This window comes from Brevibacillus jepli, assembly GCF_047229145.1.
In the GTDB taxonomy this organism is placed as follows: domain Bacteria; phylum Bacillota; class Bacilli; order Brevibacillales; family Brevibacillaceae; genus Brevibacillus.
The window spans coordinates 111,576-125,312 of record NZ_JBFEFW010000011.1 but is presented as its reverse complement, the minus strand read 5'-3'; the positions used below and the strand labels follow the sequence as shown (position 1 = coordinate 125,312).

Genomic DNA, 13,737 nt, shown 5'->3' with positions numbered 1-13,737 from the left:
GTTTCTATACACTACCTACAATTTCCTGAGGCTTTATACTTAACGCGATAGTATTTTCCCGCTTAACAAACGCCTCAATAATTCCCGCAATTGCAGTCGATTCTTTAGGAGTCAACTTGAACCCTTTTTTCTTACTACCGTTTATCATGGAAATAAAGTCACTTAACTCATACCGAAGACCCTCAGCTGCAAACTTGGTAAAAAACTTTTCATTTTGATCGGTTTGTTCATGACGGACTTCAAAATACTGTGTTTTCCACCAAGGCGCTTCTACATATATGTAACCCTGAGTGCCAGAGATCAATAACTGTCCCTCTGACTTTACGCCTAGCCCAACTTTAGCAGTTGAGAAACAATTTTCATATTGGAGATAGATCTTTGTATACAGATCAACCCCTTCATCATTTACAAATGTCTCAAATCTATAATTTTTTATATTTGTACCAAGCAACTTTATAATTGCAAGTAGTGGATAGCTTGCTAATTCAGTTACGCTTCCCCCATTTTCTTCTGGACGTAACTCTCGTATATCTCCAGAAACTAACTTAGTGAAACTCGCTTCTACATCTCTTATTTCTCCAATCCTTCCACTTTGTGTAATCGCCAGCAACTGCAAAAATCCAGGTGCATAAGCAGTCTTTATTGCTTCTAGTAGAACAAGTCCTTTTTCCTTTGCTAGATTATATACCTCTTCAGCTTGAGCAGCTTCCAGAACGAGTGGTTTCTCACAAAGTACGTGTTTACCGTTTTCCAGTGCTTGGCGTATATACTCATAATGAGTATTGTGGGGTGAAGCTATATAGACCGCATCGACTCTACTGAAGAAATCCTCCAGATCGTCTGTATAAAAATTTAATTCAAATTGTTGTGCGAACTTTTTTGCACTATCAATCCGCGGATTGTAAACACCTTCTAAATTTGTCCCACTTACATACTTCACTTCTGGAGCAAATCTCACTGCAATCCTGCCGCTCCCTATAATCCCTAGTCTTACAATGTTGAATTTTTTCTGACGCATCATCGTGCTGGAAATGCCTTTAGTTCTTTCTAGATAGACCACATCGCAATATTGCTTTAGGAAATCAAATTTCCCTTTCCAGTCAGAACCTACCGTAAATATATCAATACCGTACTTTTGAATATCCTGAACCTTTTGACCTTCACGATCTTCAATGATAATTTCGTCAGCAAATCCAGTTTGTTTTATGTTATTAATTCTATCCATGAGTGAATCAATAACATTCATCTTGCCTCTATACTCATCATATTGTTCAGTAGTTACCCCAACGATTAGATAATCCCCCAGCTCTTTCGCGCGCTTTAATAATCTATAATGTCCGTCGTGAAACAAATCAAAAGAACCGTAAGTAATTACCTTTTTCATTTACTGCGCCCCCATCTTTGTATCATCAAATTGATTTTTCTCTTCAAGCTTTAGCAACCGTTGATCTAAAGGTAACAGTCGATATCGAGTAGAAGCATGTCCCTGACGTTGCTCTATTGGGGGAAACTCTTTATAGTTACCAAACTTAAATGTCAAATACTCATCGTAATCTTTCGCCCCAGGGAAATAATACCCCTCAAACTCGATATCGGCTAGCTCAACGTACCACTTTCGGTAATAACCGTAATACCCATTATTAGGGGTCGGGAACGTTAATATTCGAAGCATTTTTGTTTGTTTCTTATTACTTGTACGCATTAGCCAATCGTACATGGAAAAAATGAAATCTCTCGGCAGAAGTGAAAGGCAACCATACACACCGCGCATAATAGGGTTACTATCTGATTTCGCCCCTACTGCAGACCAGAGCATTTTTCGAATCACCGTGCATGTTATATTATGTACTCTGCGTGCAAGAAGGTTATCCGGTACGTTATCAAGCGGAAAAATATCTATAAAAATCCCTGTCGGATAAGGCATGTGCTCTTGCCCTTTGCGTACAAACTCTGTTCCTACACGTCTTATTTTCCCATAACCCCAACGATATCCAGGTGTATTGGAGTGAGTCTGCAAATAAAATCGTGTTCTATCCAAATCCTTTTCGCACGCTTTGCAAAACCTTTCATATTCTGGGCGAAGCATAGCAACATCCGCATCATCATCCCATGGAATATACCCTTTATGACGTACAGCTCCCAAGAGTGTGCCAGCGATAATGCAGTAGCGTATATTGTTCTTTTTACAGATCCGGTCAACTTCCAGCAGCATCTCAAGCTGGATGAGTTGTAGCTGTCGTAAATCTTCAGGTGGCATCTTTTTATACACGTTCTCCATAGATACCTCTCCTCGTCCTGAATACTTTAGATGACTCCATGCATTACTGGAACAATATAACTTCTATTATTTAATAAATGTAACTACTAGATATATCGGCAAATTGCTACAGATCATTACACTAAACGCTAATAATTAAAACTAATTTCATGTATTAATGATATATACCTGATTTTTAACTAAAACCTCCTCTATCGTATTTAATTTACACACCCTAGATTTAACACTTGAGTACTTGAGTACTTAAGCGCTTGAGTACTGATACAAAAGTAATATCTCCAGTAAACTAAACTCTCGCATGATATGTCGAAAGTTTGTCATACTGGAGATATCCATATAACTAACTATTACTATATTCTATTTTCTTCGATCAATAAATGATCCGTAAGCAGTAGTTCCCCCGTTATTATAAAACTGTCTCACCGTTTTGTTTTGTTGAATCTTTTCTATTTTCTTCTTCAAATCGTCTTTTCTTAGGTTCATCTGCGCAAATATACTCAAATTGATTTCATTCATCATTGAGAGACGCTCTTTTTGATTGGGAGTGAAGGCATTACCAGCTTGCAAGAGTATTTCAATATCTTGCATTACCTGTTCTCTTCGTTCCAACACTTGCTCCCATAGTCCTACATCTGAATCCTCTATAGATACTACCTCCTCTAACTCTTCCGTCGCTATTCTCAATTTTTCCAGCTGTTCATCCATTTTGTTTTCCATTTTGATTATGCCCTCATCCCTGGCTTCGAGCCAAAATCATGGCTTCTTTCCAAGTATCTCGGAACTGGATGAACAAATCCTCAACCTCATCTAGAATTTCCATATTTTTTCTCATATTTGCTTCGACTGTTCTCCGGAGCATGTACTCGTACATTTTCTCGAAATCACGAGAAACAGGAAAATCTTTCTTAAGAGAAGACATCAATTCAAATAGGATATTTTGAACTTTTAAACAGTTTTCATGTACTTTCACAAAATTCCGCTCTTCCAGCGCTACTTTAGCTTGCTTAATGAACTTAATAGCACCATTGTACAACATTAACGTTAACTCAGACGGAGCCGCGGTAGTTACTTGATTCGTTTGATAAGTCTGTGCAGCATTATGTAACATTTGCAACTCTCCTTATTGACCCGACATTTTGGCGAACCAACTGCTTTGAGACTGCGATTTTGCCATAAGCTTCTCCATGGTTGCAAATTGTTTATAATATCGATTTTCTATATCTTTTAGTCGATCTTCCCAACGATCAATTTCATCATTTGTTTCTTTTAACTTTTTCCCCAGGTAACTCTCATCATATGCTGCCGTCGAAGTGGCACTACCAGCCTGACCCGTTACCTTGTCAATCGCTTTTGATAATTCACTGTACAAACGCTCTGCAATTCCACTTTCTTTATACTTAGTTGCTGGATTGGTACTATCGCTAAAATTTGTAAATAACTTTGTAACCTCGGCACCATTGTTACGAATAGCTGAACGTAGTTTTTTTTCATCGATGTATAGTTTACCGTTTTCTTGGTATGCATTTTTGCCGAAGGGAGGGCCTCCAATGCCAATTTCAGTCATCGTATCAAATGCAGCATTTACTCCTGTACCGCTTATTGCTGTACTAAATGCACGTCGCATCTCATCCAAAGCACTTTTCAGAGTAGACTCTCTAAGTAACAAGCCGCTTTTCGCCATTTCTTCCATTTTATCAACTGTCTTGTCAGGCAATGCTTCTTTTTCCTCATCAAGCAATGGCTTGTAACTTCTAAATCTTGGTTCAGAGATTTCTTTATTTATTTTTGCAATAATGTCATTGTATTTGTTGACAAAATCTTTTATCGTGTTAAACACTGCGTCTTCATCAACTTTATTTGAAACGTTGATTGCAGAACCAACATTTTTCTGCTTTAACGTGAATTCAACACCATCAAAAGTGATCTTGTTGGTCGTTCCTTCATGTTCAATACCATTAATAACAACTTTCGATTTCTGTCCGACACTACCAGTAGTTGACGTTACGGTAGAATCTGCGGCAATGCCCAGTCTGCTACTATCCCCTGTTGTCGTAATAGAGAATTCTTGATTTGTTAAACTTCCCACTTTTCCACTTGCAGAAGTTAAATGCAATTGTCCATCTACCAAAGTAGCTTGTACATTGCTAGCACTAGTTTTCGCATTTATCTTAGATACTACAGATTCAATACTATCCTTAGCTTCAACCTGAATTGCTTGCCCGTTTACAGTTAATGTAAATGCGGAGCCAATCTCAGCCTTGGTATTATTTTTCAGGCTAGGATCGATTGTAAGAGCAACGGCTGCTGGCATTTCAGCTTGAGCCAGTTGTTTAACCTCCACCGCATATGATGAAAGCTTAGGGGTCCCGACAACATTAACTGAAGCAATATTATCGTTCTCAGATGATGCTTGCTTCTTATTAAAGTTTCCAGAGAAACGAAGTGAATCCACTGACGTACGTAGTTCCAATAACAATGAATTCATTTCTCGATAAGAGTCTCGTTTCCACTCCAGCGTTTGTTTTTCACGAAGCAAGCGGTTCATTGGCTCCTTGCGAGCTTTCATCATTTCTTTGACCATCTTCTCAGTATCTAAACCTGATGCCAAACCAGTAAATCGGATCGTTGCCATATTCTCAACTCCTATCTTCTTTCATCCACTAATAGTCCGACCATTTCGTGAATCTTTGCAACCATATCCATCATTTTTTTTGAAGGAATTTCGCGGATGACTTCCATTGTTTGATCGTTAATAACTTGAACATAGTACTCATTTAATTTTTCATGCAAAGTAAACTTCACATGAGTGTTTGTCGCTTGAAGCCATTTGTTCATGCCGTCAATTTCTTTACTCAGTTCTTCTTTGGTGAGAACTTTTTCCTCTGCACCCTCTGGCTGTCGGACTGGTTTGCCTGTCCCATCTATCTGGGACTGACCACCTTCAGCATAGCCAGCCGATTTGCCCATTGAGGATTTTATTCCGATATCCATCATTCTACCTCCCATTAAGAAAAGTAATCTTACTAGGAGTATCGGAAAAAAGGGAGCCCTCATTTATGGAAACTTTAAAATATCCTATTGTTAATCCGTTACCCTTTTAAGAGCACGTGCAAACGTTCTTTGGCTTTTGAGTAGTCTTTTTCTGCTGAAAGTGTGTAATAATGAATAGCTTTCGGTGTATCCCCGACTACTTCATAGTAGACGCCAAGATTATATGACGCTAGAAAAGATCCTGTTCCGATAACACCGCCTTGTCCTCTTTGGTCCCCTAACTCCAGACATGCTAGAAAGGATCCTTCAATCAGGGACAGTTTATCTATGTGGGCAGCAATATTGCTAAGAACGTAATCCATATAGAACATCCCTAAACAAAAATGGAAATCTGGAAACGTAGTCAAGTTATCTTTCTCCATTTGAATGACTTGATAACCCGTTTCCAACAGGCCTATTTTCATTAAATTATAGATATATTCAACAATAAAATCGGGATAATACCCGTCCTCTTTTGATAGATAAGGGTACGCACGAGAATAATAGCGATCTGCCTCGACATAATCCTGTTTATTTTTAAATTCCCTAGCAAGCTGCATCAACAGGTAAGGATTGTTTTGATCCTTTTGGAGCTCTTTCTGCAAAATAGGAATATTACGTTCTGTCTTATTCGTTTGATAGTACCCGTCGTGATTAACAGTAATGAGAGTTAATCTATGCGGCAAATCAGATACTACTTGCTCATGTATATCCCCTTTATAGGTAACTCCTTTTGGGAACAGTCTGGATATCGGAGATCTCGCATACCGAACCTCTCCGTTGTCCAAATATTTGCTAATGATATTAATCCTCCCGATAGCAGGAGGACCTGATACAAACTCCTTAATTAATGCTGAAGAACCTGGCTCCAAATATTCATCCGCATCCAATACCAGAATCCAATCACCCGATGCTTGTTCAAGGGCGAAATTGCGTGCCTCTGCAAAACTATCTGTCCACGCAAAATCGTACACTTTTGCTCCACATTCTACGGCAATTTGTTTCGTTTGATCTGTTGAACCAGTATCCACTACTATGAGTTCATCTACAGATTCCTTTGCGCTGAGAAGGCATTTGCGTAAATGGTACTCCTCATTTTTTACGATCATTACAAGTGAAATCATAGACATGTTTTTCCCTCTTTTGCGTTGTATAAGAACCTAACTCAACTTAATTCTTCCTTCTGAACTGCTAAAAAGTTTGAATCGGGATATAATTCGATTGCCTTCTCAAGCATTGTATAGACATCCTTCTGACGACTAATCAATTTGGCTACCTCAATTATCGGTCCGTAAATTCGATAGTCTTCCGGTGCAATGGTAAACGCCTTTTGCAAGAAGAGCCATGCATACTCATTTTGGCCGCATTGCAACAAACAGTCCCCCACTTTATAAGATAGGTCTGCTAGTAATTCCTCCGGAGCCGCCGCCTCTTGCTCAAGGTATTCATTGTAGAAGTAATAAGCTTCCAAGTACTCTTCCTCGTAATAAAGGTAGTTACCCATTTCTAATAAAAGCTGGTTGTCTCTCGTTATTTGTCCAAGAGCTTTGTATTCAGTTATCTTTAGAACTCCACATACGTGGATCAAGAAGGAATACATCTTTTTCTTATCTATTTGTACAGAAGAATGATCTCCAATTATTTTCAACGTAATCTCACTTAAATCTTGTTCGTTCGCGTAACTCTCTCCAAGCTGAATCAGACCATTATGATCATTTCTTCTCCATGCAGCACATATAGCCCCATATGCATGTTCTATTTTTTTATGTTCGTAATACAACTCATCGAACATCGTGAAGGAATCTGAATAGTTTCCACTTAAGAATAAATACAGAGCTTTAAACTCTTTAAGTTCTGAGGCGTCGCCTTGTAATAGGGTTAAAATATGACCAGCAATGGTCGTATTATTTGTTTCTAAAGAAGCCTTCAATATATATAAGCAATCTTTTTTGTTTTTTACATCATAAAGTTTTATCAGAAAAGTAATAATGCTATCTGATTTTTCAAATCTACCTAAAATCTTCATGAGATTCACTAATGAAGAGTAAAGATATTTGTCAACCTGAAGTGCCTGTACATGGTAATTTACAGCTTTATTCCAGTCTTTCAGTTTGCTGTACAAATGTCCAACTGTATCCAATACTTTCACTGTTGTGGCAAATACACCTGACTGAACAATGGTGGTCTGCTCCATTAATTTCAAACCAGTTAAATAAGCTTCAATTGCATCTAAATAGCGATTTTCTTTTTTGTAAAAATCCCCTAGATAAAGATAGAAATCGGGGTGTTTTGGAAATGCTTTAATTGCTTCCTGCATCTTTTGTAAAAGCGCAACTTTCGGCTTGGATAAATGGATGAAGCATCGAAAAATATTTACGTAGTTGTTCTCATATACACCTTTTAAGTCGGAGTTCTGATATTGTTGAGCGCGCAAGGCAAAATCAAGTGCCTCTTCAAATTTATTATCCACCAGATACGACTCAGAAATATAATATAATATATCAAAACTGTCAGGTCTTTTATCCAATTCTTTAAACAAGATCTCTAAATTGCGTTTCCCTTTTTCTTGGCTATGTAAATTTTCCTCACTATATCCTGTGTGGATAATAGTTATATCCTGTTGGACATCCAACGCTTGCGCCGGAGAGTCTAATCTTACAATTCGCTCATGTATAGCACCCACATAGCGAATTTGAGGATGATTCCGAAAAATACGTATATGTAAATTAGTAGAGATTATTTTCCCTGTTTGCTTTTCAATATTGGACATCATGCAAATTATCATGTCCATTTTTTTTTGTTCCGCTTCCGCAATTGCACCCACTACATATTTCACACAATCAGGAGAAAAATACTCATCCGCATCTAAAAAAATGATCCAGTCGGCTTTTGTTTGTTCAATCGCAAAATTTCTAGCTGCTGCAAAATCGTCGACCCAGTCATAGAAAAATACTTTCGCTCCATATTTTTTTGCTACCTCAACAGTTCCGTCCTCAGAACCTGTATCCACTACAATCATTTCGGAAACAATTGATTTTACACTATCTAGACACACTGGCAGGTTTTTTTCTTCGTTTTTGGTAATGATACAAGCAGCTATTTTCATGGAGCGATAAGTCCTTTCTGTACACAAATGAATTTTAAAAAGAGAGCAAGGAAGCCCTTGCTCTCTTTTCTAGACTTATGATTAACGGAGAAGTTGCAATACACCTTGTGGCAGTTGGTTTGCTTGTGCAAGCATTGCTTGAGCTGCCTGAGTAAGGATATTGTTCTTCGTGAACTGCATTTGCTCTTTCGCCATATCAACGTCACGGATACGGGATTCAGCAGCTGTGAGGTTCTCGGAAGTAATGTTCAGGTTATTGATCGTGTTTTCCAAACGGTTTTGGTTCGCACCCAAGTAAGAACGTGCGGAGCTCACTGCGTTGATTTGTGCATCAATCCCGCTCAATACATCTTTAGCTTTGGATTGAGTGTCCAGATCCCAACCGTTAACTGTGGTGTATACGTTGCTCAGGTCAAAGCTACCTGCATCCAGCGCCAATACTTGAGAAGCTTCTTGGCCAATTTGCAAAGAAATCGTGCCTGCGTTACCATTGAGCAATTCGATACCATTAAATTTAGTGTTGTCTTGAATGTTTTTAATCTCTGCAGTCAGTTCAGTCAGCTCTTCATTGATTCGTTTCAAATCGTTTGTAGCGCTGTAAGTACCGTTAGCAGCTTGCGTAGCCAACTCTTTTACACGAACCAGCATATTGTTAACTGTTTGCAGAGCGCCCTCAGCCGTTTGAATTAGGGAGATACCGTCTTGAGAGTTGCGGGAAGCTTGATCCATACCACGGATTTGTGCACGCATACGCTCGGAGATGGAGAGACCAGCAGCATCGTCAGCCGCACGGTTGATGCGGTAGCCAGAAGACAGTTTCTCAACGTTTTTACCCAGGTTACCAGCGTTAACGCCGAGTTGACGGTGAGTGTTGATTGCCGACATATTGTGTTGGATAATCATGTAAAATTCCTCCTTGAGTGTTCGACAGCCACGTCCCTGTGGCTGTTGCTGAATTTTGGGACCTGTTGCAATCGCGCGCTTGCGAACTTATCCCTACATTTTTATTATCGGTATCTTTTTCATTGAACGTTAGCATATTTTGAGTTTTTTCATCATTTTTTTGCAAAAAAAGATGGGCTATTGACCATCTCTCTGTTTCTGATTCATTTGCATAAGTAATTTTAGCGCTGACCAATCTGTCTCCTGTATTGTAGCGAGCTTGTTCTCCTCTTGAATCGCATCGTAGATTTCTTTCCGATACACATCCAAATTACGCGGTGCCTCGATCCCAATCCGTACTTGATCACCATCAATCGAAATAATCTTGATTTCGATGGTGTCACCAATCATTATGGATTCATTTTTCTTTCGAGAAAGGACCAGCATGTTTGGACACCACCTATTCAGTATCCGCAGCTTGTTGCGAGAACAATGGCTGGCGGATAGGATACGAATCTTCCTGCAAAATGACCTGTTTCCCCATTCGATTGGCTAAATTGAGCACGATAGGAGCCTTCAAATTGATAGTAGCTTGATTTTTGCCACGGATGGTAACGATAGAAAACACAGCGACAGGAGACTCCGCTTCCATACGTAGCGCCTCTTTTGATACCTCAGGGAGAGTAAATTGATAATCAGGAAAGAAAGAAAAAGGATTTACCACCCAAAAACCAATATCCTTTTCTTCTGTAGACTGAATTAAAAAAAAGGGACTTTCTTCTTCCTGTATCAATTGAAAAAACTGCAAATGAGAAAATCCAGGAATGCCGTCTTCAAAAAATAGCTTGCCCAATTCCACTTGCTGACTTGCGTTCATGTTTTCCCCTCACTTACATCATTCGGTCCAGCTGGCTACCAACGACTTCTATTTTTAGGCTATTATACTGTAGCATATATGGTTCTACTTTGCCCGCTATATACGTGAATTCAGGCGGTCGGATCACTGGGTCCATGCTCATCCCATTTCGTTTTACATTGATAACTACAGGCTTGAACTGAATATTGATCTCAACACCTTCATCACCAGAAGATGCTGGTGGAGTATAACCGCTCTCCAGCGCACGCATACCTCGTTCTCTGCCAATTGATGCAATCGCATTCTCCTTGGTATGAATCCTCATCAACCGATCGCCTTCTTGACTCTTTTCCACAATAGCTTGCATGGCTTTTTGTCGACCATAAGAGGCGATATTATCACTAAACTGCATCGAAGTCATAATTCCAATATTGGCCCGAGCCTGACTAGAATCAATCTGTAAATCGGTCCGAGCTTGCTCTATCATAAGCTCAGCTGGTTGCTGACGAAGATTCATTTCTGCCTGAGGTTGCTTTATTTCATGAGTTGTCTTTATAGTATTTAGCCCTAATTGAGCAAATGAGCTTTCCATTCTAAGCTGAGGAATCTGCATACGCCCACCTCATTTTTTCATTAACGTAGGAAATCCAGAAGTGTCGGCTGTATAATTCGTGCTCCAGAACCTAAAGCTGCTTGATGCACACCTTCTTGCGTCTTCAGTTCTGTCATTACTTCCGCCATGTTCGCATCTTCATTTTTGGACATGAGACCAGTGATGCTTACTTCCTGGGATTTTAAACGCTCTGCAATAAGCTCTACGCGATTGACACTTGCACCTAACGAAGCTCGCTCTGCCAAGAGCTTGTCGAATTGCTGGCTCATTGCATTCTGAAATTGCGCGGCACTCCTACCATTGTCGAGTTCAGTAATAATACTGTCCAAGACTTTAAACATATTACTACCGTTATTTGGGAAGTTGAATAGATTTTGAGCATTAATATTTGATGTAACAAATACGTTCTGACTTACCTCTAGATTAATAGGAGAACTATTTGTACTTACAAAATCTCCCTTACCACCATTTGCTGTCATGTCATATGGAGGTTTATTCGTTTCAGTACCTGCAAAAATGTACTTGCCATTAATCTGTTGGTTCGCCAGAGTTCCGAGATGATTCTTCAATTCTTTAATTTCGGATCCCATAGTTTTTAAATCATCCGGTGAAACCGCCCCATCCCCAGAATAAACCAGAAGCTCCTTAACTCGTTTCAGCACATTCCCTACTTCATCCATCGTAGCATCGGTCATGTCCATCCAAGACTGAGCTTCATCCACATTTCGGCTGTATTGGTCATTCTCCATTAACGAGGACCGATAAAACATCCCCCGCGCAGCTACTACAGGATCATCAGATGGTCTTGCAATTTTGCTCCCCGATGATAGCTGTTGCTGCAGTTTATCCATATTACGCATGGAATTGTGCAAATTCCGCAGCATATTACTATTCAGCATGTTCTGCGTTACACGTACCGCCATAATCTATACCCTCCTAATTAGAGGCCAACCCGGCCCATGCCATTGATGACTTTATCCAAAATTTCGTCCATGCTTGTCATGACACGTGCAGATGCGCTGTACGCATGCTGATACTTCACCATTTCTGCCATCTCGTCATCGATCGATACACCAGAAACCGATTGACGCTGACTGTCAACAGTACCGACAAGCATTTCGGAGTTCAACTGGTTCCGCTTGGCTTCTTGGGAATCGACACCTAATTGGCTGATTGTATAACGATAGTAGTTATCCAAAGTAGAGCTTTCTGCCAAGTCATTCGGCCCCGTACCTGCAGCCAAAACCTTGAACTTAATGGAGGCAATGGCAAGAGCGCTCTTATTATTCCCTACAGGAGTGCCGCCTGCCTCTTCTTGTGCTGCTGCGATTGCGTCCAAGCTCTTCATAATCTCCGGATTTACAACTAGACTGGATGCACTTGTTGGATAAATTTTTGAAGCTGGGTTAGTTGCCAGTGAGTTCGCATCTACAAAGAATGGAAGATCCTGTACAGTACCATTGTTAATATCATTCAAACTTCGTCCTGCCCGATGCAGGTCATTGATTTCTTTCGTAATATTCACTGCCAAAACATCCAAACGTTTTAGCATGTTTGGTACGATCTGATCACGAGATTGGAAGGTTCCTGCCATGTAGCCAGTTGTCGGTACAAACGTTGCCCCGCCTAATGTCATGTCACTCAAGCCCGTGGCTGGGTTTTGTACAGTAGCTACAGGCTGAGAAGTAATTCCTGTAACAAAGTCGCGTCCTTCAATCGTCACATTAACCATGCCTGCTGTTGTTTGTGTTGCTCTGATTTCTACCAGTTTAGAGAGCTTGTCCAGAAGTACGTCACGTTGGTCATACAAGTCGTTTGGCTCATAACCATGTGGCACAACGTTTGAAATTTGATTGTTCAAATTGGCAATTTGCTGGCCCAAGGAGTTGATCTCCATTGCTTTTACATTTACCACGTTGTTCAGATCAGTTTGCACTTCTTTAATATGATTGGTTAACGTATTAAATGTATCTGCTACTGCCTTGCTTCGTTCCCGAACAACCGCACGAGCCGATGTATCAGTCGGGTCTTTCGCCAAGTCTTGCCATGCTTGCCACATTTGGTCCATGACCTTTTGCAAGCCTGTATCAGAAGGCTCGTTCATGATGCCTTCCAGCTTCTCCAACGTTTCCAGACGCGCATCCCAGAGTCCTTGACGCTTATGCTCATTCCGATACTGAATATCCAAAAACTCTTCCCGCAGTCGTTGAATACTAGTCGCTTGCACACCAGTCCCCAATATACCCGGCTCAATACTCGCATGCATCCCCACATAAGGCAACCCAGTCGTAGCCTGCATATTCACGCGCTGGCGACTATACCCTTCCGTATTCGCATTCGAAATATTATGTCCAGTCGTATTCAACGCAGACTGTTGAGCGAACAATCCGCGTTTACTCACTTCAATTCCATGAAAAGTAGAGCGCATTTCGACACCTCTTTACGCTTTTTTGTTGAAAAAAGTTCGATTAGCCTGACGATACGTATCTGAGGTCGGTCTGCCGTAGATGAAGTCGTCCTCGGGTGTATCGGTGATCAGGTCGAGCGTCATGTTTACAAAAGAAAGGGATTGCTCCAGTAACTGCTGATTCAGGTCGTTGGCATCGCGCAGTTCGGTGACAATCCGGCTTAGCTCATTACGACAGGAAGTGAGTCGCATCTTCTCTTCCGCACTGGTCGTCAACTTGATCAATTCAGCCAGTGTGCCTTCTTGCAGCGCAAAGCCCTTCTGTGCTGTCAGTTCTTTTACGACTTGCTGGCGGGCTGCTTCTGCTTCCGTGATGCCCTTGATCAGTTTTTGCTCCTGGCGCGTAATGGCTACCAGTTCATCTACTTTTCCTTTTACCAGCACCTCTTTCTTGTGCGTGGCCAAGGTGTACAAGGCCTTGTGCAACTGGATCAAGTTGTCGAGCAGATCGTAGAGTCTATCCATTCCTTGCTTCTCCTCATCTTCCATCGAAAACTATTCAAAG

The 13,737-nt window shown here is 40.5% G+C and carries 15 protein-coding genes and 1 pseudogene; all 16 read right to left on the bottom strand.

The window, feature by feature from the left end:
• Positions 1 to 4: 4 nt before the first annotated feature.
• Positions 5 to 1,018 (bottom strand): Gfo/Idh/MocA family protein, encoded by a 1,014-nt coding sequence (locus AB1L17_RS14165; protein ID WP_412845536.1) that lies wholly within the window; start codon positions 1,016 to 1,018, stop codon positions 5 to 7.
• Positions 1,010 to 1,384 (bottom strand): annotated as a pseudogene (locus tag AB1L17_RS14160) (FAD synthase family protein); the annotation flags it as partial. The gene AB1L17_RS14165 and the pseudogene AB1L17_RS14160, both read right to left, overlap by 9 nt.
• A complete protein-coding gene (locus AB1L17_RS14155; protein WP_412845463.1) occupies positions 1,385 to 2,278 on the bottom strand; it encodes a LicD family protein in 894 nt (297 codons plus the stop codon).
• A gap of 357 nt (positions 2,279 to 2,635) precedes the next feature.
• Entirely contained in the window at positions 2,636 to 2,995 is a 360-nt protein-coding gene (locus tag AB1L17_RS14150; RefSeq protein ID WP_412845462.1) for a hypothetical protein, read from the bottom strand.
• Positions 2,996 to 3,008: 13 nt separating this feature from the next.
• The gene (gene fliS, locus AB1L17_RS14145; RefSeq protein ID WP_412845461.1) at positions 3,009 to 3,386 is read right to left on the bottom strand and encodes a flagellar export chaperone FliS; all 378 of its coding nucleotides are present in this window, start codon (positions 3,384 to 3,386) and stop codon (positions 3,009 to 3,011) included.
• A 12-nt stretch (positions 3,387 to 3,398) separates the two neighbouring features.
• Positions 3,399 to 4,910 (bottom strand): flagellar filament capping protein FliD, encoded by a 1,512-nt coding sequence (fliD, locus tag AB1L17_RS14140; RefSeq protein WP_412845460.1) that lies wholly within the window; start codon positions 4,908 to 4,910, stop codon positions 3,399 to 3,401.
• A gap of 11 nt (positions 4,911 to 4,921) precedes the next feature.
• Positions 4,922 to 5,269 carry a flagellar protein FlaG gene (flaG, locus tag AB1L17_RS14135; RefSeq protein WP_412845459.1) on the bottom strand — a complete coding sequence of 116 codons (348 nt, stop codon included), beginning with the start codon at positions 5,267 to 5,269 and terminating at the stop codon, positions 4,922 to 4,924.
• Positions 5,270 to 5,367: 98 nt separating this feature from the next.
• Positions 5,368 to 6,438, bottom strand: a complete 1,071-nt coding sequence (locus AB1L17_RS14130; RefSeq protein WP_412845458.1) for a glycosyltransferase — start codon at positions 6,436 to 6,438, stop codon at positions 5,368 to 5,370.
• A 35-nt stretch (positions 6,439 to 6,473) separates the two neighbouring features.
• Positions 6,474 to 8,414, bottom strand: a complete 1,941-nt coding sequence (locus tag AB1L17_RS14125; RefSeq protein ID WP_412845457.1) for a tetratricopeptide repeat-containing glycosyltransferase family 2 protein — start codon at positions 8,412 to 8,414, stop codon at positions 6,474 to 6,476.
• Between the two features lie 81 nt (positions 8,415 to 8,495).
• Positions 8,496 to 9,317: a flagellin N-terminal helical domain-containing protein gene (locus tag AB1L17_RS14120; protein WP_412845456.1), complete on the bottom strand. Its 822-nt coding sequence runs from the start codon at positions 9,315 to 9,317 to the stop codon at positions 8,496 to 8,498.
• A gap of 177 nt (positions 9,318 to 9,494) precedes the next feature.
• Entirely contained in the window at positions 9,495 to 9,743 is a 249-nt protein-coding gene (csrA, locus tag AB1L17_RS14115) for a carbon storage regulator CsrA (protein WP_412845455.1), read from the bottom strand.
• A gap of 13 nt (positions 9,744 to 9,756) precedes the next feature.
• Positions 9,757 to 10,173, bottom strand: coding sequence for a flagellar assembly protein FliW (gene fliW, locus AB1L17_RS14110; protein WP_412845454.1), 417 nt, complete (start codon positions 10,171 to 10,173; stop codon positions 9,757 to 9,759).
• Between the two features lie 13 nt (positions 10,174 to 10,186).
• Complete coding sequence (locus tag AB1L17_RS14105) at positions 10,187 to 10,765, bottom strand: DUF6470 family protein (protein ID WP_412845453.1); 579 nt, start codon at positions 10,763 to 10,765, stop codon at positions 10,187 to 10,189.
• Positions 10,766 to 10,785: 20 nt separating this feature from the next.
• On the bottom strand, positions 10,786 to 11,688 hold the full coding sequence (gene flgL, locus AB1L17_RS14100; RefSeq protein WP_412845452.1) for a flagellar hook-associated protein FlgL: 903 nt from the start codon (positions 11,686 to 11,688) through the stop codon (positions 10,786 to 10,788).
• A 17-nt stretch (positions 11,689 to 11,705) separates the two neighbouring features.
• Positions 11,706 to 13,193, bottom strand: coding sequence for a flagellar hook-associated protein FlgK (gene flgK / locus AB1L17_RS14095; protein ID WP_412845451.1), 1,488 nt, complete (start codon positions 13,191 to 13,193; stop codon positions 11,706 to 11,708).
• A 12-nt stretch (positions 13,194 to 13,205) separates the two neighbouring features.
• The gene (locus AB1L17_RS14090; RefSeq protein WP_412845450.1) at positions 13,206 to 13,697 is read right to left on the bottom strand and encodes a flagellar protein FlgN; all 492 of its coding nucleotides are present in this window, start codon (positions 13,695 to 13,697) and stop codon (positions 13,206 to 13,208) included.
• Between the last annotated feature and the right edge of the window lie 40 nt (positions 13,698 to 13,737).